This is a genomic window from Serratia sp. PAMC26656 (genome assembly GCF_016469055.2).
Lineage (GTDB): Bacteria > Pseudomonadota > Gammaproteobacteria > Enterobacterales > Enterobacteriaceae > Serratia > Serratia plymuthica.
In genome coordinates, this window is sequence record NZ_CP150486.1 from 2,332,635 (window position 1) to 2,356,137 (window position 23,503).

General features: G+C 57.8%; 24 protein-coding genes. 6 read left to right on the plus strand and 18 right to left on the minus strand.

Going from position 1 to position 23,503, the window contains the following annotated elements; genetic code table 11:
* Positions 1 to 7 precede the first annotated feature (7 nt).
* The 6 genes from hisD to JEM67_RS12040 all read right to left on the minus strand — a co-directional run bounded on the left by hisD (position 8) and on the right by JEM67_RS12040 (position 6,422).
* On the minus strand, positions 8 to 1,336 hold the full coding sequence (gene hisD / locus JEM67_RS12015; protein ID WP_199639003.1) for a histidinol dehydrogenase: 1,329 nt from the start codon (positions 1,334 to 1,336) through the stop codon (positions 8 to 10).
* Between the two features lie 9 nt (positions 1,337 to 1,345).
* Positions 1,346 to 2,116, minus strand: coding sequence for an ABC transporter ATP-binding protein (locus tag JEM67_RS12020; protein WP_199639005.1), 771 nt, complete (start codon positions 2,114 to 2,116; stop codon positions 1,346 to 1,348).
* Positions 2,116 to 2,988: an ABC transporter permease gene (locus JEM67_RS12025; protein ID WP_199639007.1), complete on the minus strand. Its 873-nt coding sequence runs from the start codon at positions 2,986 to 2,988 to the stop codon at positions 2,116 to 2,118. Before JEM67_RS12025 ends, JEM67_RS12020 begins: the two co-directional genes overlap by 1 nt.
* A 64-nt stretch (positions 2,989 to 3,052) precedes the next feature.
* Positions 3,053 to 4,054 (minus strand): ABC transporter substrate-binding protein, encoded by a 1,002-nt coding sequence (locus JEM67_RS12030; RefSeq protein WP_199639009.1) that lies wholly within the window; start codon positions 4,052 to 4,054, stop codon positions 3,053 to 3,055.
* A gap of 266 nt (positions 4,055 to 4,320) precedes the next feature.
* On the minus strand, positions 4,321 to 5,631 hold the full coding sequence (locus tag JEM67_RS12035; protein WP_199639011.1) for an MFS transporter: 1,311 nt from the start codon (positions 5,629 to 5,631) through the stop codon (positions 4,321 to 4,323).
* A gap of 92 nt (positions 5,632 to 5,723) precedes the next feature.
* Entirely contained in the window at positions 5,724 to 6,422 is a 699-nt protein-coding gene (locus JEM67_RS12040) for a DAPG hydrolase family protein (protein ID WP_199639013.1), read from the minus strand.
* A 93-nt stretch (positions 6,423 to 6,515) separates the two neighbouring features.
* On the opposite strand from JEM67_RS12040, the gene JEM67_RS12045 reads away from it, so the two are divergent.
* Complete coding sequence (locus tag JEM67_RS12045; RefSeq protein ID WP_199639015.1) at positions 6,516 to 7,178, plus strand: TetR/AcrR family transcriptional regulator; 663 nt, start codon at positions 6,516 to 6,518, stop codon at positions 7,176 to 7,178.
* Between the two features lie 3 nt (positions 7,179 to 7,181).
* Here the strand turns inward: JEM67_RS12045 and JEM67_RS12050 are convergent, their stop codons facing one another.
* The gene (locus JEM67_RS12050; RefSeq protein WP_013812592.1) at positions 7,182 to 8,096 is read right to left on the minus strand and encodes a LysR family transcriptional regulator; all 915 of its coding nucleotides are present in this window, start codon (positions 8,094 to 8,096) and stop codon (positions 7,182 to 7,184) included.
* 148 nt (positions 8,097 to 8,244) lie between these two features.
* Here JEM67_RS12050 and JEM67_RS12055 point away from each other — a divergent pair, with 148 nt between their 5' ends.
* Positions 8,245 to 9,642 carry an amidohydrolase family protein gene (locus JEM67_RS12055; RefSeq protein ID WP_199639017.1) on the plus strand — a complete coding sequence of 466 codons (1,398 nt, stop codon included), beginning with the start codon at positions 8,245 to 8,247 and terminating at the stop codon, positions 9,640 to 9,642.
* Between the two features lie 146 nt (positions 9,643 to 9,788).
* Here the strand turns inward: JEM67_RS12055 and pckA are convergent, their stop codons facing one another.
* Positions 9,789 to 11,408, minus strand: a complete 1,620-nt coding sequence (pckA, locus tag JEM67_RS12060; RefSeq protein ID WP_041416061.1) for a phosphoenolpyruvate carboxykinase (ATP) — start codon at positions 11,406 to 11,408, stop codon at positions 9,789 to 9,791.
* A 491-nt stretch (positions 11,409 to 11,899) separates the two neighbouring features.
* Here pckA and JEM67_RS12065 point away from each other — a divergent pair, with 491 nt between their 5' ends.
* Entirely contained in the window at positions 11,900 to 13,243 is a 1,344-nt protein-coding gene (locus tag JEM67_RS12065) for a 2-hydroxycarboxylate transporter family protein (RefSeq protein ID WP_199639019.1), read from the plus strand.
* A 207-nt stretch (positions 13,244 to 13,450) separates the two neighbouring features.
* On the opposite strand, the gene JEM67_RS12070 is transcribed toward JEM67_RS12065, so the two are convergent.
* Positions 13,451 to 13,660: a hypothetical protein gene (locus tag JEM67_RS12070; protein ID WP_004943477.1), complete on the minus strand. Its 210-nt coding sequence runs from the start codon at positions 13,658 to 13,660 to the stop codon at positions 13,451 to 13,453.
* 168 nt (positions 13,661 to 13,828) lie between these two features.
* Between JEM67_RS12070 and JEM67_RS12075 the strand changes: the two genes are divergently transcribed.
* Complete coding sequence (locus JEM67_RS12075) at positions 13,829 to 13,993, plus strand: hypothetical protein (protein WP_199639021.1); 165 nt, start codon at positions 13,829 to 13,831, stop codon at positions 13,991 to 13,993.
* A 30-nt stretch (positions 13,994 to 14,023) separates the two neighbouring features.
* Here the strand turns inward: JEM67_RS12075 and yniD are convergent, their stop codons facing one another.
* Positions 14,024 to 14,131, minus strand: a complete 108-nt coding sequence (gene yniD, locus JEM67_RS12080) for a small membrane protein YniD (RefSeq protein WP_020438901.1) — start codon at positions 14,129 to 14,131, stop codon at positions 14,024 to 14,026.
* Between the two features lie 330 nt (positions 14,132 to 14,461).
* On the opposite strand from yniD, the gene JEM67_RS12085 reads away from it, so the two are divergent.
* Complete coding sequence (locus tag JEM67_RS12085) at positions 14,462 to 14,854, plus strand: ASCH domain-containing protein (RefSeq protein ID WP_013812597.1); 393 nt, start codon at positions 14,462 to 14,464, stop codon at positions 14,852 to 14,854.
* 1 nt (position 14,855) lies between these two features.
* Positions 14,856 to 15,458, plus strand: a complete 603-nt coding sequence (locus JEM67_RS12090) for a C39 family peptidase (protein ID WP_199639023.1) — start codon at positions 14,856 to 14,858, stop codon at positions 15,456 to 15,458.
* A gap of 54 nt (positions 15,459 to 15,512) precedes the next feature.
* Here JEM67_RS12090 and JEM67_RS12095 read toward each other — a convergent pair whose 3' ends face one another.
* The 8 genes from JEM67_RS12095 to rsmF all read right to left on the minus strand — a co-directional run bounded on the left by JEM67_RS12095 (position 15,513) and on the right by rsmF (position 23,435).
* Positions 15,513 to 15,752, minus strand: a complete 240-nt coding sequence (locus JEM67_RS12095; RefSeq protein WP_004943489.1) for a YebV family protein — start codon at positions 15,750 to 15,752, stop codon at positions 15,513 to 15,515.
* Positions 15,753 to 15,889: 137 nt separating this feature from the next.
* Positions 15,890 to 16,822 carry a Csu type fimbrial protein gene (locus JEM67_RS12100; RefSeq protein WP_199639025.1) on the minus strand — a complete coding sequence of 311 codons (933 nt, stop codon included), beginning with the start codon at positions 16,820 to 16,822 and terminating at the stop codon, positions 15,890 to 15,892.
* Positions 16,823 to 16,841: 19 nt separating this feature from the next.
* Positions 16,842 to 19,331: a fimbria/pilus outer membrane usher protein gene (locus JEM67_RS12105; protein ID WP_199639027.1), complete on the minus strand. Its 2,490-nt coding sequence runs from the start codon at positions 19,329 to 19,331 to the stop codon at positions 16,842 to 16,844.
* Between the two features lie 7 nt (positions 19,332 to 19,338).
* The gene (locus JEM67_RS12110) at positions 19,339 to 20,103 is read right to left on the minus strand and encodes a fimbrial biogenesis chaperone (RefSeq protein ID WP_013812601.1); all 765 of its coding nucleotides are present in this window, start codon (positions 20,101 to 20,103) and stop codon (positions 19,339 to 19,341) included.
* A gap of 23 nt (positions 20,104 to 20,126) precedes the next feature.
* Positions 20,127 to 20,675 (minus strand): Csu type fimbrial protein, encoded by a 549-nt coding sequence (locus JEM67_RS12115; protein WP_013812602.1) that lies wholly within the window; start codon positions 20,673 to 20,675, stop codon positions 20,127 to 20,129.
* Between the two features lie 5 nt (positions 20,676 to 20,680).
* Positions 20,681 to 21,184 (minus strand): Csu type fimbrial protein, encoded by a 504-nt coding sequence (locus JEM67_RS12120; protein WP_013812603.1) that lies wholly within the window; start codon positions 21,182 to 21,184, stop codon positions 20,681 to 20,683.
* Positions 21,185 to 21,186: 2 nt separating this feature from the next.
* Positions 21,187 to 21,726: a Csu type fimbrial protein gene (locus JEM67_RS12125; RefSeq protein ID WP_013812604.1), complete on the minus strand. Its 540-nt coding sequence runs from the start codon at positions 21,724 to 21,726 to the stop codon at positions 21,187 to 21,189.
* Positions 21,727 to 21,998: 272 nt separating this feature from the next.
* A complete protein-coding gene (gene rsmF, locus JEM67_RS12130) occupies positions 21,999 to 23,435 on the minus strand; it encodes a 16S rRNA (cytosine(1407)-C(5))-methyltransferase RsmF (RefSeq protein ID WP_199639030.1) in 1,437 nt (478 codons plus the stop codon).
* Between the last annotated feature and the right edge of the window lie 68 nt (positions 23,436 to 23,503).

Consider the following 23,503-nt stretch of genomic DNA (forward strand, 5'->3'; position numbering starts at 1 on the left):
TGCCTGTTCAGGACTGACGATCGAGCAGGGTTTTACGCAGCGGTGACACCGCCAGCGCGTGTGCGGGGAAGCCTTCATACAGGGCAAACCCGTGCGCCTTTTCCGCCAACGCGTCGTAGCCGCTGCGGGTGACATAACCCACCGAAATACGCTTCATGTAGTCGAATACCGACAGCGGCCCGGCCACTTTGGCGGCGGCATTGGTCGGCAGCACCGCATTGGGGCCGAGCACAAAGTTGCCTAACGTCACCGGGGTGTAATTGCCCAGCAGGATTTCACCGGCGTTGCGAATTTGGCCCATCACCGCCAGCGGCTCTTCCGCCAGGATCTCCAGATGCTCCGGTGCGTAGCCGTTAACAAACTCCACTGCGGCGGCGAAGTCCTGCGTCAGCACCACACCGCCGTGGGCACCGCACAGCACGCTTTGCGAGAAGCCGGCGCGTTTCTCGTCCAGTTGCGCCCAGTAACCCGGCAGCGCGGCGATCGCCTGTTCGGCTACCTGGCGGCTGGAGGTCACCAGCCAGGCGGAGGAGTCCGGGCCATGTTCCGATTCAATGATCAAGTCCAACGCCGCCAGCGCACCGTTGGCGCTGCCATCGGCCAAAATAATGCTTTCGCTGGGGCCGGCCGGCACGCCGGGATCGATCATCTGCGCCAACTGGCGTTTGGCGGCCACCACCCAGGGGCTGCCGGGGCCAACGATCTTCAGGCACTTAGGCACTGTCTCAGTGCCATAAGCCACGGCCGCTACCCCCTGTGCGCCGCCGCACTTGTAAATTTCGCGGATGCCGACCAACTGCGCCGCCACCAGCGTGGCATCATCGACTCTGCCATCCGGGCCGGGCGGGGTGATCACCACCGGCCGGGGTACGCCGGCCACCAGTGCCGGGATCGCCGTCATCAGCAGCACGCTGGGGAACGAACCTTTGCCGCGCGGCACATAGCAGGCCACGGAATCGATCGGCAGGTGGCGATCGCCGGCGAAAGCGCCGGGCTGCATCTCTTTCAACCACATTTCTTCCGGTTTCTGCGCTTCGTGAAACGCGCGGATATTGCCGGCGGCATAGGCGATAGCGGCGGTGACGGCGGGATCCAGCCGCGCCATGGCGTCGTCGAACTCGCTCTGTTCGACGCGAATCGACATCCGCTCGGCCTGCACGCTATCGAATTCCCGTGCGAAGCGCTGTAGCGCGGCATCGCCTTCACTTCGTACCGCCGCGATAATCGGCTGCACCCGCTCGATAAAGAACGACAAGTCGGCTTCGGTGCGTTGGAACAGGGCTTCCGGCAATTGCCGGCTGTGGCTGAGATCGTGAAAGGTCACTGTGTGCGACATGCGGTGCTCCTAAGCTAATTCGTGTTGGGAAGCCTGTTCCCGGATAGATTTCAGAACCTGACGTTGCAGATCGATATAGCGTGCGTCCCCGCTCACTTCTTCGCTGCGTGGGCGCGGCAGATCGACCTGAAAGGTGGTATTGATTTTGCCCGGCCCCATCACCACGATGCGATCTGACAGGTACACCGCTTCTTCGATATCGTGGGTGACAAACATTACCGTCAGGCGATGGGTTTCCCAGATGCGCGTCAGCAGCAGCTGCATCTGGTGGCGAGTCATGGCGTCGAGCGCGCCGAAAGGTTCATCCATCAGCAGGATTTTCGGCCGGTAGGACAGCGCGCGGGCAATCGCCACCCGCTGTTTCATGCCGCCGGACAGTTCGTTGGGATAGGCATCGGCGAATTCTGTCAGCTTGACCAGCGCCAGGTGATCGCCGGCGATGTCACGGCATTCGCCGCGGTTATAGCCTGCCGCCTTCAGAGCGAATTCAATATTCTGGCGGGCGGTCAGCCACGGCAGCAGAGTATAAGACTGGAACACCACGCCGCGATCGATACCCGGCCCGCGGATGTCCACGCCGTCAACGCGTACGCTGCCGCTGTCGAAATCCTCCAGCCCGGCGGCGATCGACAGCAGGGTGCTTTTACCGCAGCCGGAACTGCCGACCACAGAAACGAACTCGTTGTCGTGCAGCGTCAGATCGATGTCATGCAATACCTGACGCGATCGCTTGCCGACCTGAAAGCTTTTGTTCAGACCATTGAGGGTTAGGGTCGCCATTATTTACGCCTCGCGTTGTAGCGGAACAACACGCGCTCGGCGGCGCGCATCAGTTGATCGGTGATCAGCCCAAGCAGCCCCAGCAACAGGATGTAGCCGATAATGGTGTCGGTCTGGAAAAAGCGCTGCGACACCACGATGCGGTAGCCCAACCCTGAGGTGGAGGCCACCAGTTCCGCCAGCACCAGCCAGGTCCAGGCCCAACCGAGGCTGATGCGCAACGCATCCCAGATGCCCGGCAGCGCGCTGGGCAGCACGATCTTTAACAGGATATTGCGGTCCGGCATGCCGAGCGTGCGCCCCAGGCCGACAAAATCCCCCGGCACGCGCTTTACGGTGTCGATCACCATCAGCACCTGTTGAAAGAAGGTGCCGATCCAGATGATCAGGAATTTCTGTACGTCATCGGTGCCGGTCCACAAAATGGTCAGCGGCACAAAGGCCACCACCGGCATATAGCGGACAAAATCCACCAGCGGTTCGGTGACCGCTTTGAAAAAACCGTAACAGCCGGCCAATACGCCGATGACAATGGACATCACCGACGAAATCAGGAAGGCCACCGAGATGCGGTACAAGCTGCTGCGAATATCGCTCCACAGCGTGCCGTCCTGCGCCAGGCTGACCATACGGCGCCATACGCCGTCCAGCGTGGGCATAAAAATCGCCGGTACCGCGCCGCTGCGGGTCGCCAGCCACCAGCTCAGCAGCAGCAGCGCGAACACCGCCACGGCGATGGCGACGAACAGCCCGCGCGACGGCGTTTTGCCGATCACCATCAGCCCAAGTGGCTTGCGCCTGCGCCGCCCTGGCGGTGGGGCGTTGTTCAGATGCGTGCGCGCGTTAGGCGCATCCAGTTTTATCGAGCTCATCGGGTCTTTCCTCTGATGGGGAATTGCGCCGGTCATAAAAACCGCCGGCCGGCGCTAATCCGGCTTACAGACCGTTAACGAATCGCGCGTCGATGAGGTTTTCCGGCGTGACCGGTTTGCTCACCAGCTTGGCTTCTGTGGCCGCTTTCAGCACATGGGCGAAGGTGTGTTTGGCGAAGTGCTCGCTCAGGACCTGCTTGTTTTCCGCCAGCGAGTAGTACTTCACGCCGTCAAACGCACTGGCCAGATCGGCCGGGCTGGCGCCAACCTGTTTGGCGATGATTGCCCGGTCCGCCGCGGTGTTGTGCTGATAATGCCGTAACGCGGCATCCCAGCTTTTAATCATGGCGGTGACCTGGCCTGGTTTGGTCTTGATCACCTCGTCGCGCACCACCAGCACGTCGCTGATCAGGCCCGGATCGGACTCGCCGCTGTACAGCATTTTCACGCCGGCATCCTGTTTCTTCGCCATGCTCAGGTAAGGTTCGTAGGTGACGGCGGCGCTGACGCGTTTGGCGATCAGCGCGCTGCCTGCGGCGTCGGCAGGCATCGGCACAGGCACGATGTCACTCCATTTCATTCCTGCGGAGGCGAGGGCGCTGTGCAGCAGGATGTCGCTGGTGGTGCCTTCTTCGTATGCCACCTGTTTGCCTTTCAGATCGCTCAGCGTTTTGATGCCTGGGCCGACAATCAGCGCGTCGGCGGTTTGGCTTTGATCAAGCAGCAGCACGATTTTGACCGGCAACCCGGCAGACACCATGCCCATGGCGGTGTGGGTGGCGATATTGGCGGCATCGATCTGGCCGCTGGCCAGCGCGGCGTTGATGTCTTTATCTTCGGCGAAGTTGATGATATCCACCTTGTCCAGCCCCTGTTGTTTGAACAGGTCAAGGCTATTGGCTACGTGCCACTGGCCGTAGCCCAACCAAGGTTCAATGCCCATTTTGAAGGTGCCGGCCTCCGGCTTGGTCAGCGGTGTTTCGGCGGCGAATGCCGGGGTGGCAAGCATGCTGAGGCAGCAGGCGGTGGCGAGCATTTTTTGCAGCGTTTTTATGGGTTGCTTCATGGGGAACCTCGTCTTTCGCACTGGTGAGTAATAGTGATGTCCGTGTCGGTAATGTCCGTCCATGTATATACAAGGCGGAGCAAGTTAAGGGCCAACTGCGAATAGTGGCGGGAGTTATTTTTCAAATTATTAATAACTATAAATAATCAGTCGTTTTGCTGGCGGGACGAGAGGGGCGTTGAAACGGGGGCTGGGGGTATGCACTATAACGGCGCACAAAAAATGCGCAAAGGTTCGAACTTGGGGCGCTATGCGCCCCTTCGGGATTAACGCTCGTTCAGCGAGCGCAGATGATCGTCACGCCGCAGGGTCATCAGTGCGAACAGGCTGACCACCGAGGTGGCGACCACGTAGTAAGCCGGGATGTCGAGGTTGCCGGTCTGCTTGATCAAACCGGTGATGATTAACCCCGCTGAACCGGAAAATACCGCGTTGGACAACGAGTAGGCCAGCCCCAGACCGGTATAGCGCACTTTGGTCGGGAACATCTCTGCCAGCATCGCCGGGCCGGGGCCGGCCAGCATCCCGACCACCGCGCCGGCGATCAATACCGCGATGCCTTTGGTCAGCAGCGAGCTTTGCGGGTCTTGCAGCAAGTGCAGCAACGGGAAGGTAAACAGGATCACCGCGATGACCGCCACCAGCATCACCACTTTGCGCCCCAGCTTATCGCTGAGAATGCCGGCGGGCAGAATGGTCAGAGCGAAGCCGACGTTGGCCAACACCGTGGCCACCAGCGCCTGCTGGAAGGTGGCGTGCAGTGAGGTTTGCAGGTAGGACGGCATCACCACCAGGAAAGTGTAACCGGCGGCGGACCAGCCCATCATGCGGCCAATGCCGATCAGAATGGTTTTCAGCATGCCGCCCAGCCTCGCTTCCGGCACTTGTGCCGTTTCACCGCCGCCTTGTTGCGCCTGTTTAAAGGTCGGTGTTTCCTGCAGTTTCAGCCGCAGCCACAGCGCCACCGCGCCCATCGGCAACGCCAACAGGAAGGGAATGCGCCAGCCCCACTCATGTAACTGTTCCGGGGTCAACAGCGCGGCCAGCAACGCCACCAACCCGGCACCGGCTAACAGCCCGAACGCCACGGTCAGCGATTGCCAGGCACCGTACAGCCCACGTTTCCCCTTGGGCGCGAACTCGGTCATCAGCGACACCGCACCACCGAACTCGCCGCCGGCGAACAGCCCCTGAAACATGCGCAACAGGGTCAGCAGCAGCGGGGCGGTGACGCCGATAGAGGCATAGGTCGGCATCACGCCGATCAGGGCGGTTGCCAGGGTCATCAGCAGCAATACCGCAATCAGCGTCGGTCGGCGGCCGATCCTGTCGCCGATGCGGCCGAAAATCACCGCGCCGATCGGGCGGCAGAAAAATGCCAGCGCGAAGGCGGCGTAGGTGAGGATCAGACTGGTGATTTCACTTTCACCCTGCAGAGTGAAAAAATTGGCGGCGATGACGGTGGCCAGAAAACCGTAAACGCCAAATTCATACCATTCGATAAAGTTGCCGACCGATCCGGCCAGCAATGCCTGGCGTGACTGGCGTGCGTCGATAACCGTCGTTTGTGTGTCCATTCCCGTTCCCGTGTGTTTGAATTGTTGTCATCCACTTCTAAATTCATATGACAAAACAATCAATTATTTTCAACGGGAAGTGTGAAGGGGGTTCACCAGGGTAACGGCGCCGCCTCACGACCATTTTCGGCGTAGTACAACGACGGCAGGAACTGCGCCAGATAGCTGAATTCGTTATAGCAGTGGCGCATCAGATTAAAGCCAATCTCGTCCGGCAGCTCGTCATGCGCGTTCGCACAGGATTTACCCAACAGGAAGCGGCTGCGCAGCACGCAGCCGTAGGGCGTGTCACGCGCCAAATGCAGCATTTCACCGTCGCGGGGATCACCGTTGTCATCCAGCGCTACCTGCTCGCCGAAGCCGATGCGGGCGCAAATGGCGGCAGATAGCGCCTGGGTGTCGCGCGCCTGTTGCAGCGGTTGCGCGGCAAAAAAATCTTCGGCGGCGTGAAACTTGAGGCGAGCCGGCACCGGCGGCAACTCCGCCAGCCATTCCACCGCGTTGATGCTGGCGCCAATGTAGCTTTCGCCTTTTTTCCAGTGCCCGTCCCAGCCGCGGTGCTCAACGTGATCGTGCGGATGCCACCAGCGAATGTGCTGGGTGGTCTCAAAAAAGGTAAACCACCAGTCCAGCATGCGGCCCTTGCAGCCGGGCAGGTCGGTGCGGATCGCCACGGTCAGCAAACCGTCGGTGCTGCGCGTCAGCCCCATCTCCAGCAGCAGCGGTTTCGGTTTAAGCAACGCGTTGATATCATTAACGCCCCAAGGGAGCATCAGCGATTGATGTGTCATAGCGGTCATCCTTATAAATTAGGAAACGATATTGGTTTCCTAATTAAGGCTATGCCGGTATGCTGTCTCTGTCAACGATTTCGAGGAACTATCATGGCAAATGAAAAGGATGCCGCACCGCGCTCGCGCGGAAGGCCTTCGGCCCCGGAGGCGGAGCTGCGCGCGGTGGCGGTTGAGGCCACTCTGGCGCTGTTGCTGACGCAGGGGTATGCCGCCACCACCGTGGATGCGGTGGCGAAACGGGCCGGTATGGCCAAGAAAACCCTGTACCGTTTTGCCGAGAACCGCGATGCGCTGGTGATGCAGGCGATAGCCAGTTGGACCGACGCCTTTCGGCCGGCGTTTGAACAGGATGCGCAGCGGGCGGCAGAGGTGCAGCCGCTGCTTGAGCAGGGTTTGCGCGCCATTGCGCATCACGTGTTGAGCGCGCAGGCGGTGGGGGTCTTTCGCCTGTTGCAGAGCGAGTTTCCTGGGCGGGAAGCCCTGTTGGCGGCCTATCAGCGTAACGGCATTGAACGCGGTCGGGCCATTGTGGCGGACTGGCTGCAACGCCAACAGCGGCACGGCTGGTTGCGTGAGTTGGACTGTGCGCAGACCAGCGATTTACTGTTGGCGATGGTGATGGCCGAACCCTTGCGCCAGATGGCGCTTGGACTGTTGCCGCCGGGCAGCGACATCGACACTCGCATTACGGCGGCATTGACGCTGGTGCTGCCGGGGTTAGTAGGGGATGCCATGGCTTCACAGAATCGATAAATGTCATCGGTCCACTCGCGTTGACCGATCAACCTTTAATAATCCGGTTATCCAGTCAGCAAATGCCTGCACGGCTGGCGAGAGAAAACGTTGATGCGGATAGAGTAAGGTCACCGGCACGGATGCGGGTTGACAGTCCGCCATAACTTCGATCAACCGGCCTTCCTGCAGATGCTCGGATACCACTCTCTCAGCAAGTTGTGCCAGCCCGAATCCTTCAAGACACATTTTTATGTAGAGTCCCGTCTCATTGACGGCTGCAATGCCGCTGACCGGTACCGATATTTTTTCAGCGCCGCTGAGGAAGCACATTTCACCCGCTCGCCTGGTGTGTCCTGAAAAATAATGGATGGCCCGGTGGTGAGACAAATCTTCTGGGGTCTGTGGAATACCGTTCTCGCTGAGATAGGCCGGGGAAGCACACGTCACCCAGCGAAACCGCCCGAGTGGGCGAGCAACGAGCGTTGAGTCATTGAGCACTCCTGTCCGAATGACGCAATCTACGCCCTCCTGAACGAGATCGACCTGCCGATCGTTGACGCCTATCATCAGGTAGATATCCGGGTACCGTCTGTAAAAGTCTTTCAGGTTTGGCATGACGACAAAATGTGCAATGCCTCCAGGCATATCAACCCGCAAACGTCCCTGCGGCCGTTTTACGGAATCAGTCAGGCTGGACTCGGTATGCTCAATCAGCTCGAGTATTTCCCGACACTGCGCCAGATACTGTGCGCCCTCGGTCGTCAGACTGACCCGCCGCGTTGTTCTGTTCAGCAGCCGCACCTGCAGATATTTTTCAAGATTTTTAATCGTGCTGCTCACCGTTGAGGCCGGTAAAGAAAGCGTTTCCGCCGCGAGAATAAAGCTCCCTGCCTCTGCCACTCGGACGAAAATCTGCATTGCCTGGATACGGTCCATATTTTTTTTCCTTAAGCCGCAACGAAAGCAAGCGGGGGGCACATTATTGTTCGTAATTACTGAATAATGAAAACAGTTTAGCCATCTTTTTTGGAAGTATCACTTTCCGTACCTTTGCTTCACAACATTCAAGAAAGGTGAACCGAAGATGACTGATTATACCCGGAATATCGTACAGACCCCTGACTCGCCGGCCCCCCGGACGCTTATCCGGGGAGCCACTGTTCTCAGCATGGACGGTGATATTGGCAATTTGATCAGCGGCGATATCCTTATCGAAGGCAGCACTATCACGGCCATAAATGAACACATTGAGGCCAGCGACGCCGTTGTTATCGACGCGTCCGGCATGATTGCCATACCCGGCATGGTCGATACGCATCGTCACTCATGGGAGGGGCAATTGCGCCGGCTTAATCCGAATGCCGCAACGCTTGAAGACTACTGCAACGCTACGCACTACTCTTTTGCCAAATACTATCGCCCGGCTGACATGTATATCGGCAACTTGCTTACTGCTCTGGGCTGCATCGATGCCGGCATCACCACCGTGATTGATAATTCGCACAACAGTCGCACCGGCGCACACTCCGATGCAGCCGTCGAGGCGCTTATTGACGCCGGTATCCGGTCCGTACATGCCTCCGGCGCACCCGTGTCCGGAGAATGGGACAAGGCGCACTGGCCCGGCAATCTGGCGCGCCTGCAGGAAAAGTATTTCAAAAAAGGAGACAACAACCTGATCTCGCTGGCCGTGATGGCACAGCTGGAGCCTGAACTGTGGGCTGAAGCCCGGCGACTTGGCCTGCCGATTATCACCGAGTTTTTCGGGGGAGAAATGGCGGCAGAGCTGGAAGGGCTACACCGGAAAGGACTGCTGGGCTCTGATAATATCTTTAACCACTGCACCGCACTGCCGGATGCCGGATGGCAAATTCTGCGTGAGGCGGGCGTGCGAGTTAACGTGTGTCCGCGCTCAGATGCGCACTACGGCATCGAGGATGGGATGTTCGCTATGCAGTCAGCCCTGCGTCACGGTATCAGCCCGGGGTTGAGCGTGGATAACGAAACGTCCTACAGCGGCGACATGTTTATGGAGATGCGGGTGGCATTTTATCTTCAGCGCGTCAAGGGCATGCACCAGCGGCAGTGTTGCGGATCAGAACATCATCCGGTGACCCTGCAGGCCCAGAACCTGCTCAAAGCCGCCACTGCAGACGGCGCTGCCTGTGCAGGATTGCAGGACAAAATCGGCAGCCTGGCACCAGGAAAACAGGCCGACCTGATCCTTATACGTACCGAGGACATAAACCTTTACCCGTCAGGCAACGCATTCGGTACCGTGGTGCACGCGACCGAACGCAGCAATATCGATACGGTCATGATTGGCGGACGCGTGGTCAAGCGCGCCGGCAAGGTACTGGGGGTGGACAGCGAGCGGCTCCGTGCGGCGATCGACGAGTCCCGTCAGCATCTTTTTGCAGCTGCAGGCTACCGGCCCGACATTTTTGCCGAGACGTTTGTGCCGCTTGAGTCGGCCCGGTAAGGAGGAGCGAGATGAGCGCAGTCTATTATCTGCCGGTCATCGGCGCGGGATTGGGCATTATCCAACACCCCGTGGTTTCACCCATTCAGGAGGAATCATGGAAATAAAAAGGGCGCCTTCAGGCGCCCGGATAAAACAGGGAGTGTTTACAGTTTCGGCCCGGCGTTCACCAGCTTTTCGCCTGCCGGAGTCACAGTGTATTTAGCGAAGTTATCGATAAAGCGCTGTGCCAAATCCTGTGCTTTTTCCTGCCACAGCGATTCATCGGCGTAGGTTTTGCGCGGGTCGAGGATCGAAGGATCGACGCCCGGCAGCGCCGTCGGGACCGCCAGGCCGAAAATCGGCAGGGTGAAGGTCTCGGCGTGCTCAATCTCACCGTTCAGGATCGCGTCGATAATGCCGCGGGTGTCCTTGATGGAGATGCGTTTGCCGCTGCCGTTCCAGCCGGTATTCACCAGATAGGCCTGGGCACCGGCCGCTTCCATGCGTTTCACCAGCACTTCGGCGTACTGCGTCGGGTGCAGCGTCAGGAACGCGGCGCCGAAACAGGCGGAGAAGGTGGGGGTTGGCGCGGTGATGCCACGTTCGGTACCGGCCAGCTTGGCGGTAAAACCGGACAGGAAGTGATACTGGGTTTGTTCCGGCGTCAGGCGCGAAACCGGCGGCAACACCCCGAAAGCATCCGCCGTCAGGAAGATGATCTTCTTGGCGTGGCCGGCCTTGGACACCGGCTTGACGATGTTTTCGATGTGGTCGATCGGGTAGGACACGCGGGTATTTTCGGTCTTGCCGGCGTCATCGAAGTCAATGCTGCCGTCTGCCAGAACCTGCACGTTTTCCAGCAGCGCATCGCGACGAATGGCCTGATAAATTTCCGGCTCTGCCTGCTGCGAGAGCTTGATGGTCTTCGCATAACAGCCGCCTTCAAAGTTGAACACGCCGTCGTCATCCCAGCCGTGTTCGTCGTCACCGATCAACTGGCGCTTGGGATCGGTGGAGAGGGTGGTTTTGCCGGTGCCGGACAGGCCAAAGAATATCGCCACGTCGCCTTGTTCGCCGACGTTGGCCGAGCAGTGCATGGAGGCGATGCCCTGCAGCGGCAGCAGGTAGTTCATGATGGAGAACAGACCCTTTTTCATTTCGCCGCCGTACCAGGTGCCGCCGATCAGTTGGATACGCTCGGTCAGGTTGAAGGCGACGAAGTTCTCGGAATGCAGCCCCTGCTGTTGCCAGTCCGGGTTGGTGCATTTGGCGCCGTTCATCACCACGAAGTCCGGTTCGAAACCGACCAGTTCGGCGTCGCTCGGGCGGATAAACATGTTCTTGACGAAGTGCGCCTGCCAGGCCACTTCGGTAATGAAGCGCACCTTCAGGCGGGTATCGGCATTGGCTCCGCAGAACGCATCCACCACAAACAGGCGTTTGCCGGAGAGCTGATTGCCCACCAGGGTTTTCAGGTGCTGCCAGACTTCCGGCGACAGCGGTTGGTTGTCGTTTTTGCCGGTGCCGTTATCGGACCACCAGACGGTATCGCGAGTGGTGTCGTCACGAACGATGTATTTGTCTTTCGGGGAACGGCCGGTGAATTCGCCGGTATCGACGTTGACCGCGCCCAACTGGGTCAGCGTACCGCGTTCCAGCGCCGGCAGGTCGGCGCGGGTTTCCTCGGTAAACAGTTGTTCGTAACTTGGGTTATAGACGATCTCGGTAGCCTGATGGATACCGTAGCGGGCCAGTGTTTGTGGGGTAACAGCGATTGAAGACATATCTACTTCCTTATCGGTTCTATGCCCGTAGCCTTTCAAGCCGTGGAGTCGTTGGCAAAAATGAAAGCCATAGGGCATATATTATGTGCCTCACTCCTGCACGGTGCCGCGTGCAGAGAAGAGGCTCGGGTACAGCTGACCGGATTCAGCTAATTACTGCTCCGGTTCTCATTAATAAACGCACGGATTTTTACTTCCATCTATAGCATAGCAGTGAATTTTAACCTGATTAATTTAATTACAAAACGCTGACGATAATTAATTAAAACCAACATTGACTGGGGCTCACAATATTGAATTAACACGACGCAATTTAGTTTTGTATTTTTATTTTTTATCATATTGTCTGAGCTGTCCACTGTTTTTTCCATTATTAAAAAACGAAAATACGCAATAAAATTTATGGTAAACATTTGTTTTTGTTTAATAACGATCTTCGCTTGTGGTTAGGCGAACCGTTCCGCACCGAACACTTGTCAGCAGGGTGAATAATGAAACAGATAAATGCAGACGTTACCTGTGAAAAAAATATGCCACTACCTGATTCATCAGGGTTAATTAATCAAATTCGACAAATGGATATCGGCGCGGTTCCGGTCGCGTTGTTTATCACTATTTGCGCAATTGTTACCGTGTCGGCCTACGCCAACTTCTTGCCGAAAAATATGATCGGCGGCCTGGCGGTGATTATGACGCTGGGTTTTGCACTGGCGCATTTAGGCAAAAGTATTCCCGTGTTGCGCGATATCGGCGGCCCGGCCATTTTGTGCCTGATGGTGCCTTCGGTTCTGGTTTACTTTAACGTCTTCCAGCCTAACGTGATGGGTACCGTCCATCTGCTGATGAAAGAAGCCAACCTGCTGTACTTCGTTATCGCCAGTTTGGTGGTAGGCAGCATACTCGGCATGAACCGGGTGATCCTGATCCAGGGCATGATCCGCATGTTCGTGCCTTTGGTGGTCGGGACGGTAACGGCGGTGGCCACCGGGTTGCTGGTGGGCAAGCTGTTTGGCTTTACCTTCTATCACACCTTCTTCTTTATCATCGTGCCAATCATCGGTGGCGGCATAGGTGAAGGTATTTTGCCGCTGTCGCTGGCGTATTCCGCCATTTTGGGATCGACGCCGGACGTTTACGTGGCGCAATTGGCGCCGGCGGCGGTGCTGGGGAACATCTTCGCTATCGTCGCGGCTGGGGTTCTGGCGCGTATCGGCCTGCAGCGCAAAACGCTGAGCGGGGACGGCATGCTGATCCGCTCGGCGCAGGAAAACGCGGTGTTCGCCATCAAGGAAACCAACGGCAATGTCGATTTCCAACTGATGGGCGGCGGGCTGCTGGTGATCTGTGCCTTCTTTATCGTCGGCGGTCTGTTTGAACACATTGTGCACATTCCCGGCCCGGTGCTGATGATTCTGTTTGCCGTCCTGTGCAAATATTGCCGGGTGATCCCGGTCTCGATGGAAACCGGCGCGCACAGTTTTTATAAGTTCGTTTCTACCGCGCTGGTGTGGCCGCTGATGATTGGCCTGGGCATGCTGTATGTCCCGCTGGAAAGTGTGGTGGCGGTGTTTTCGGTGGGCTATGTGGTGGTCTGCGGTTCGGTGGTGTTGTCGATGGGCGTGGTGAGCTTCCTGATTGCGCCTTACCTGAAAATGTACCCGATTGAAGCGGCGATCGTCACCTGCTGCCACAGCGGGTTGGGCGGTACCGGTGACGTGGCGATCCTCTCTGCGTCCAACCGTATGGGGCTGATGCCGTTCGCGCAAATTGCCACGCGTATTGGCGGTGCTTCGACGGTTATTGGCGCAACGTTATTGCTGGGTTGGTTAATCTGAGCCCAAAATTTATGATGGAAAACCGGGGGCATTCCTCGGTTTTTTATTTTGCTGCTGATAGACCAGAGCAACAAAAATAGGGATTTTTGGCAAAAACGCGATAATTCCTATTAATTTCATCGGGGCAGCCTGACATAGTAACGCTCAGAAGGCCGGGCTTGCATACCTCGGGCTTCTGCCGAATCGCCAACCATTCCGGTTGGCGATTCACTTTCCATCTTTCAGCATGTTGATTGCCGCACCGATCAGGATCCGGCGTTCGATATCGTTGCTTTCAGCCAACTGCCGCGCCAGGTGCTTCGCCAGCGTTTCTACCGATAACACCTCGCCGCGATGGCGCAGTTGCATCACGCTGTCACCGATCAAACGGGCGACCTCATCCCACACGGGTTTTATCTCCTGCTCCGAGAACATCATCGTTTACCTCGGCTGGGTGATTTTTGGTCAATGTAGCAGTTGGGCCCGGGGTTCGCCACTGCACCGGTCGCACAACGCTAAAACCGGAAGCATAAAAAATAAGGCATCAGTGTTTCTTCTGGTTTTTTCGCCCAATACTTAGCTTGTCGAATATCTGGAGGGTGCGTGATGAAACTGGTCGATCAACTGGCGGAATACTATCGCCTGAGCCGGCAGGCAGAAGTGCAAAATCGGTTGTGCCGTCTGTGGTTGCCGCAGGGGGAGGCACGAATAGCCTATCTGCGGGAGCTACTGGAGCCGGTGGCTAAAACGCCGGGCGAACGACGTAACTGAAAATAGCGCCGGCGTTCGGTCGGGTGGGCGTTAACCGAAGACCATTGCCGCCCAGCGCAATAACAACAGTGCGACGCAGATTAACAACAAAATCAAAAACATTTTCCAGTGCTTGGTGCGCATGCGTTTGGTTGCCAAGGTGATCTCCTGTTCTATTGATCAGCTGAAATACCAGCCGCCGATAACAAAGAGAGCAATCACGACCAGCGCAATGACTTTTAATAAGTCACTGAAGGTGTCATCGGGGTCTTTGTCGTCATTTTTCATTTTACCGCCTGGCCATAAGCCATGGTGTGGATGTCGTCCACAGTATGCCTGTTGTCCCGGCGCAGGCACAGAGATTTACCGTAAAAAGCCTGTGAATGGTATGGGTTTGCGTCGCCGTGCGGTGAATTCGGCAGGTGCAGGCGGCGGGGAATACGTTGTACTATTCTCTCTGCACAATGATTCATTTAATAAGGTAAGGCAATGGCAGAAGCAATTCCGAAGAAATATGAGAACACCGAGCGTTGGGCGTTCGGCAACACCGAGCAGCAGGCTGATGATGTGGTCAAGCTGATCCTCAATGGCACCAAGACCGCCACCTGTTCCAATCTTGACGGGGAAGGTATCCCGCTGGCCGGCGACGTGTTTGTGGTGGTTGACGGTAAAAATGTTCCGATCTGTGCGGTAGAACTGACCACCGTGGAGATGAAAACCTACGATCAGGTTGATGAAGCGCATGCCTATGCCGAAGGGGAAGGCGATCGTTCATTGGCTTACTGGCGTAAAGAGCTGCAGAGTTTCTTTGAAGAGTACGACCTGTTTTCGCCGGATATGACGCTGGTGCTGATGAATTTCAAAGTGATAGAGACTTTCTGATTTGACGAGCGCGGTCCCCTACGTTTGCCAATGGGCGACGCCTGAACTGGCGGCCGATCTGATTGCCGGGCGTGCGACATTGGCGCAAGACGTCAACTGGGCACGCAGCGGGGCGCGCGATCGGGCGGAATATATCGAATGGGCCAATCACGTTTGCGGCATGGCCTGCCTGAAAATGGTCCTGAGCCACCGCGACGGCGATGCGCCGCCGGTGTTGGAGCTGGCGCGCCGCAGCCTGCCGTACGGTGCCTATGTGCGTGATGGCGAGCACATCAAAGGGCTGATCTACGCGCCCTTTGTCGACTATGTGCGTGAGCAGTTTGCGTTGGACGCCGAGGTTCGGGTCGGCCTCGACGTGGAAGCGTTGCCGCAATTGCTGGCGCAGCGACGCTATTTTATGGCTTCGGTGCACCCAGGCATTCGCCAGCCCGATCGGCACCCGCCGCAGCGGGGCGGCCATCTGGTGCTGGTCACCGCCGTTGAGGCCGAGAACGTGACCTTTCACAATCCTTCCGGCGACAGCCAAGCCACGCGCCAACAGGTGATGCTGCCGCTGAGCCGTTTTGGCCGTTTCTTCGCCGGTCGCGGTATCGCCATCACATAAAAAAACGCGCCGTGTTCCCTGTGGTACACGGCGCGTTTTTCAGTTCATCGTTGTTCATGCCAGCCGCATCACCCAGGCATCGGATTGCCGATCGTAATGCTGCTTAAACAGCAGCGAATGCTTGCCATCCAGCGTCGCCGGAATGCTGGTGTGTTCATCCCAACCGTCTAATTGCATGCACAGGTCGGGATCCGACTTGCAGGGAATGGTCAGCGTGCTGGCCTGCTCGGACGAGGAGGACAAATGCGCATCATCAACCTCAAAACTGCCTATTTTTACCACGGTTTTGCCCATTGGAACTCCTTGCTCGATTTTCTGGTATGAGGTATGACCAGTTGAGGTCACCTCTATGAGCATAGCCAAATGAACAAAAAATGCCACATAAAAAATACAAACTGGCAACAATCGCCGCAAACGACTAGCGCATGAGGCTAATATTCCACGACAAAGCTGAGATTGTCCTGATAGGCGCCGACCGGCCTTTCGGTTTGCGCAGCGTTAATGACCGCCAGATAGGGAATGCTTTGCGCCAGCCCAGTGCCGGCGCCGCTTTGCTTATTGGTGCTGTCCCAGACGGTGGTGGTGTTGGGCAGGTAAATTTGATATTGCATAAAATTGCTGGTGCCGCTTTTCATCTGCCGCCAACCGGTGACCGGGTTATTGCCGTTGGTGAAATAGGTGTTGTAACCCTCGGTTTTGGTGCAGGTGAGGGTGATGCTCTGGTTCACCGGATTAAACTGGCCCACCAGCGCCATGCTGCCAAAGTTGACGTTTTGCGCGGTGCCAAGCAGGCAGTCTTTGGTGATCACGGCGGTAACGGTGACGGTACTGGTTTTGTTGACGCCGTCCCACCAGATGCACAGACCGAGCACGCCCAGACCGCAGATATGGTAGTTCCAGGTCAGGTTGACGGTATCGGTATAGGTGCCGGACCGTACGTTCGCCCCGGCGGTGGTCTTGATATACATCGGGAAGTTGACGTTGGAGGAAATCAGAATCAGCGACAGCAGGTTCAAAGAGCTGTAGTCGATAGTTTGCCCGACGCTGAACGCGTATTGGTAATTCGAATCGGGGTAAATCAGGTACGGAATTTGATCGCCGGAACCGTCGGTGTTGGCTATCGCCATGTTGTGGGTGGTCGAGGTGATTTTCACCGTCACGGTATTTTGCGTCAGCAGCGACAGGCCGAGGCCGGTGCAGTTCAGTCCGGCGGTACCCTGGGCGCTGGTCGGGCCGTTGTAGACGCTGAAAGAGCTGCCGCCCGGCAGCGTCACGCTGCCATTGGTGGTGGTGCAGTCAGCCAACGCCCGCTGACTTGCCAGTAGCATCAGCGTCAGTAATATCGCTTTGAATCCCCGAATCATATCTTTCTCCATAAATGGGTTACTGGCAAACGATCGGCCCGATGCTCTGGATGCCCTGCGTTTTTGTCAGGCTGAACTGCGCCTGACAAGGTGCGCTACCGTCTGCGGGAATAACGCTCAACCGGTTGTGCTGCTGCACCGGATCCAGATAGGCCATGCCGTCCCAACCGACATAGCTGCGTTGACTGCTGCCGGTCACCGCAACCTCGCTGCCGTTGGCCAGCGGTTTGCCTTGCGCATCGACCAGTTTGACGTCGGCGGCGGAGATCGGCTGAACCGGAAAATCGACCAGGAAACCGCTGTGATCGCGGATCGCCACGGTTTTTTCGACGGTAGGAATGGCAACGTCCGCAGGGAGGTTGAGCGGGTCGATCTGGAATTTGGCGTGGTAATACGAGGTCACAGTCGGCACCAGAAGGTAGCCTTTGGCGTTGGTCACGCCGATCAACTGATTTTCATAGCGCACCGGAATGTCCGGGTAGCCTTGGGTTGAGACCAGCGCGAAGGCGTCGTTAATGGTGTTGGTGGCGTACAGATCGCCTTTCATCATGACCAGCGAGCCGCTCACTTCTCCCCAGCGGGTATTGTCGTCGCTGTTGCCGTACATTCCGGCGCGGGCCTCGAGTACACGGGTGCGCCAGGTCATGTCGGCCTGACGGTAGCTGCTGCTGTTTTGTCCATCCGCGTAGGCCAGGTTCCAGCCCAGGCCACCGTCGGTCGGCGCGGCGCGGCTGTAGCTGACGCGTTCGCTCCAGCGGTTATTGTTGTCGCGGGAAGCGCTGACGCTGGCAGTGCCCCAACTGTCGAAGGGAATGGAGAGCTGTAGTTGGGTACTGTAACCGCTGCTGCCGATCTCCCGGTTGACCGAGGCATACAGGCTCATGTTGCGCCATAACGACAGGCTGTAGGAGACGTTGACCAGTCGGGTGCGCGTGCCGATAGCGTCACGCACGTCGAAATAGCCGGCGCCAATGCTGCCGGCGCGGCCAAGGCCGAGGCTGCCGGTGAGTTGATCGGTACGGCGGCTTAGGCGGTAGTCGCTCTTATAAACCGAAACATCGCCAAAGCCGGCACTGCGCAGGATGCGCTGGGCGTTGAGGCTGAAATACCGGTTGCTGTAGGTGTAGCCGAAGCTGCTTTGATCGCCCCGGTTGCTGGTGTATTGGTAGACCGCTTGCGGATCGGGCTGCGGCAATGGTTGGCCGGTCAGCGGATCGTAATAGTTTATCTGTCGCGAAGATTGATAATCGTTAAACGCGTTGTCGCCGGCCTGGCTGTAGCTGTACGACGCGTTGAACACGCCCCACTGGCCGAGTTTGATATCGGCACCTGCACCGCCCACCGCCAGTTCCGCCGCCGCTTCGGCGCGGCCTTCCATCGTCAACCAGTCCGTGACGCCGTAACGTCCGCTGCCGCTGGTGACCCATTGGCCGTAATCGGCTGAATTCAGGCCATAATTTCGGCGCAGGGCGCCGGCGGAAACGCTGAAATCGCTCATGCCGGCTTGCAACAGGTTGCTGGCGACATAAAAAGGCACCAGGGTGCTGACCTGGCGGCCCAGCGCGTCGGTGGTGACCACCCTGGCCTCGCCCGCGCCGTTGATGTAGGGCACCGTATCCAGGGTGAAGGGGCCTGGATTGACGCTGGTGGTGCTGTTTTTATAGCTGTTGATATACAGATCGACGCTGCTGGGCACCGCCGCCTGGCCGGAAAACTGCGGCAGCGGATAGGTGATCAGGTCTGGGCGGGCGGTAAAATTACGCGCCAGTTGGATGCCGCCAATACGTACGGCACTGCTCCAGGGCAGTGAGCCGGTGGTGAGATCGCCGGCGGTATAGCTGAGCAGACGTTCATCATCCGTGTAACGCCACTGGCTGTCGTAACGAATATACCGGCTCTCCTGGCTATCGCTGCTGGAGCGGTTAAAGCTGCCACGGAAAATGCCGGTGTTCGCCACCACGCCAAAACCGTCAAACAGCCGCTGTTCGCTCCAGGCGGAAAGGTAGCCCGGCTGGCCGTTGGCGTTGCTTTGGCTGGCGTAAACATCGTAATTGAACAGCAGGCCGAGGCTGCTTTGCGCCGGCAGGCGATCCAGCGGATTCTGCGCGTTGAATTTTTGTTTGGGTAGCCAGTCGTTGGGGATGTTGATCAGCAATTGCTGGGTTTCGCCGCTGTAAGTGACATCCACCTGCTTCAACAGGTCGACCGCAATTTCTTTTGCCTGCTTGTCCGCCACCGGCAGGCCGGCGTCAATCAATTGCTGCGGCGTGAGATAATAGTGGCCGCCACGGTAGTTCACCGGCACCACTTTGCCGGTCTGGCGGCCATTGACCACCGGCTCCAGATACAGGGTGGTATCCGGCATGCTGAAGGCGCTGGGCGGCGGCGGCAAATCATCGGCGCGCGCAAGCGGCGCCCACGGCGTAGCCACCGCGCACAGTATGGCGAATGCCAACGGCTTCAGCCCGAATCCGTTGCTCCTGAGTGACGGCGTCCCTGTTAACCGCATGTGAAACTCAGTAAGACGAGAAGGTTATCGGTTGTTTATTGTCATTGACCGTAGCCTGCAGTTTACCGCTGCTGAAACTGCCTGAAGGCGGCACGGCAAAGCGCATTTGCGAACCGGGCAACACGTAACCCATCAGCCCGGCATTGAGCGTTTTTCCCTGTATCGTCACTTTGGAGATGCGTGCGTGCACAATGCCCTGATTACGCACTTCCAGCCAGCGTTGGCTGCTTTGCTGCAATAGCCGGTAACTGAGTTGCGGTTGGTTGGCGGTGGCGTAGTCGCGAGGTTTTTCAGAATCCGGCTTGGTCCAGACGCCCTGGCCGCTGACAAACAGCGGCACGGAATAACGCATCTGGAATTTCAGCCCCATCTGGGCACCGGCGGGCGTGGATGAGCTGTCGTTTTCTTTTACCGGCACTTCATCAATCAGAATGCGGTAGGCACGTTCCTGGCCGGCGGGCGGCGGGGTCTGCTTAATCAACCGGATCAGTTGGCGCTTGCCCGGCGCTATCGAGGCGACCGGCGGGCTGGCGATCACCTCGCTCTGGTTACTGTAATCGTCTTTGCCGTCGGTTTGCCTCCAGCCAAGCACCCGTACCTGCATGTAGACCGGTTTAGTGTCGCGGTTTTCCAACCACAGCGCCGTTGCGGGCTGTTGATCTTCAATTACCGGATCGATGGGCCAAATCAGAATCGACGCTGCAGCCAGTGCCTGTTGCTGGCCGACAAGCAGCAGCGCTGCCGTCAACGGCAGACGGAAGGGAATTCGCATAGCTAAATCCTTATTCAAAGTACTTAATAAGTTACCGTCAGTAAGACCGTATCGTTGTAAGTGCCACTGGTGGGCAGGGTACTGGCCGAAAACAAACGGGCATAAACTTTTATTTCCTGAGTACTGCCGGTGGCGGCGATCACTTGCGCAGCGCCACCGTTGCCGCCATCGCCCCACAGCGTGGAGTAGTTGTTGTCCTGGTAGAGTTGATAAAGCAGCGTCTCCGTGGTCAGGGTATTTTTTAGTTTTCGCCCTGCGGAGAGGGAACCGGTGATGTTGTTGCCGACGCCAAGCGCCAGCGTGACGCTCAGGCCCGGGTTGCAACGTAGCAGCACTGAACCGGCCCCGGCGCTGGAAACGATGCTGATATTGCTGGCCAACGAAGAGATCTGACCAAAGCTGAGGGTGCCGAAGGTGGTGACATCGCTGTTGCCGCTGCCCAAGACGCAACCTTTGACTACCGTTGCATTGACGGTAAGGGGCGTGCTCTTTTGCAAGTCATTGACACCGGTGTCACCGATTGCCGGGGCCGCCGTCATCCCGAGCAGTAGCACGCAGGCTGAAATGCGCATTGCCGTTACCAATTGATGGTCACCTGTACGGTATCGGTGTAGCTGCCGACCGGCGGGGTGGATTGCACCGGGATCATGCCATACACCGGCAACCAGTTATCCTGGCCGTTAGCGGTTTGGGATACCCCGGTCAGGTTATCCCAAATGACGCTATGGGCGCTGTTGGTGTACAGGTTGTAGTTTACCCGTTGGCTGGCGGCGCTTTGCAGGTAGCGGGCTGCGGTGTTGCCGCTTTGCCCACCGCCAAGCAGCACGTTGTAGCTGGTGCCGTTGTTGCACTTAACGCGGATGGCACCGGCATTTTGTTGCCCGGCTACGCTGACGGCGGTAGTGAGAAAATACACCGTGCCAAAGTTCAGCGAGCCGAAGCTGACGTTGCCCCCCGAGCTGCTGCCGGCTTCGCACGCATTCAGCAGAGTGGCGCTGACGCCAATATTGGCGGTTTTGCTATCGGCATAAACCGCCAGACTTAACGCCAGTAATCCGCAACCGAAAACCGCCTGCCGCACCCTTACCAGGTTACCGTCATCGTCACGGTATCGTTATAGGTATCGGCCGCCGGAGTGCTGCCCGCAGCCGGGACACGGCCGTAAACAATCAGAGGAACTGCCGCGCCGGTGCCGGTGCCGGTTCGGGCGTTAGCGCCGCTGCCCCAGGCGGTAGCGCGGGCTTGATCCTGGTAGAGGTTGTAATTGATAAAGGCGCCGGCGGCGCTGGCCATGCGGCGCTGAGTGCCGGAGGTCACGTGCAGCCCGTTGTCCAGCGCTACGGTATAGTCGGTCCCGCTGGTACAGGTCAGCGACAGCGTGCCTGCGCCGCCGGAACCGGTTGCGCTGGCGTCGATAATATTTGCAAGCGAGGAGTAGGTGCCAAAGCTGATGGAGCCAAAATCATTGACTGAGCCGCTGCTGTTTCCGCCACCCACGACGCAACCTGCGCCAATGGTTAACGTCACCCCCAGGTTGCCCTGAATGGTACCCGCTGCGTTGGCTGCGCCGTTTGCGCACAGCAGGGTTGCTACCGAGGCCAATGCCACCAGAGTATTTTTCATTTTTTGTTCCTTGCTGTGCCAGAGAGAGCCGCAAAGCGCCATCCAAAAAAGGTTGAACGCATTAATTTCTTTATAGGTTAATTAATAGGATAAGAATTCAGAATTGTCTTGGTGGGGGGGGCTAAAAATTTTCTTTATTTTGAAAGGTATCAATATTGTGCAGTCTGGGAAGCGGAAAGGCGTAAATGTAGAATCATTAGAAGGGTAATGCTTACCCTTAGGAATATTATTAACGGTATTAATTGGCCGGGATTTCCCGGCCAATTAATAAATTATTGATGGAAATCCAGTGTGCCGTCGCGGACCAGTTCGCGCGGCAGGTTGTTTTTAATGCGGCTGCCGATACGTTTGGCGATACCCAGCGGTTGCTGTTGGTAGGTCAGGATGCATTCATCGCTCTGCGGCGGTGGCTCCGGATACAGATCGCGGCCGTGATACCACTCTTGCGCCAGCGCGGCGTCCAGCTCGAAACGCTGTTTGCCGTCGGCGGTGGCCAGCGCGATAACGGCTTCATGCTGCCAGCGGTATCCTTTAGGGAAACACTCGGCCAGCTTCACCCCGATGCGTGAGAAGCGCACTTTGCTGATCAGCGGCTCCAGTTCGGCAGGGAACAGCCAGATCTCTTTATCGCGCGCCCACAGTCGGCTGGTTTCATCCCAGGCGAGCCCCGAGGTTGCTGCGGCCTGGCTAACCACGGTCGAATCCTTGCCGGAAAGCGGGGTGAACGGGAATTTGCCCAGTTTGTAACTCGGTTTCGGCAACGGGGTAACAGAATGGTTCTTGCGCAGGCGTGCCACGAAAAAGCCCTCGCTGTCGTAGATCTGCGGGAAGACGTGCAGGAAGCCTTCGGTGGTAAGCGCCTTTTCCGCACCGGGGAACAGCTCGCCCAGCGGTTCAATGCTCACCGCATCGCCGTAGGTCGCCAACAGGCCGTTGACGATTTGCTGATTTTCCTGCGCGTTGAGCGTGCAGGTGGAGTAAACCATGACGCCGCCAGGGGCCAGAGCGTGGAAAGCGCTGTCGATCAGTTCGCGTTGGGTTGCCGCAATAGCGGCAACGCTTTCCGGCGACCAGTTGCTCATGGCGTCCGGGTCTTTGCGCACCACGCCTTCGCCGGAGCAGGGGGCGTCCAGCAAAATGGCATCAAAGCTTTCCGGCAGCGCCGCGCCGAACACCCGGCCGTCAAAGTGGGTCAGCGCGACGTTTTTTACGCCACAGCGGCTGATGTTGGCGTGAAGGACTTTAACCCGGCTGGCGGAGTATTCGTTGGCCACGATACCGCCCTGATTGTTCATCAACGCGGCAATCTGGGTGGTTTTGGAACCCGGCGCTGCGGCGACGTCCAGTACCCGATGCGGTTTTTCCCGATCGGCGAACAGTGCGCTGACGGGCAGCATTGAGCTGGCTTCCTGAATGTAAAACAGGCCGCTCAGGTGTTCCGCCGCGCTGCCAAGCCGCAACTCTTCATCCTCACGCTCGATCCAAAAACCTTCCGCACACCAGGGAATGGGTTCCAACCGCCAGTCATAATTGTTCACCAACGCCTGAAAATCGGCGACGCTGATCTTCAACGTATTGACCCTCAGGCTGCGGCGCAGCGGGCGTTGGCAGGCGGCTATAAAATCGTCCATCGACAGTTCGGCGGGCATGACGGCGCGCGTCGCGTCGAGAAAAGCGGGAGGCAAAAAAACGGAGGCAGGTTTGGCCACGGGGCGAGCTCTCTGGCAACAATCAAAATAAGGGCGGGATTCTAGCATAAAACGGGCCGACAGGGGGA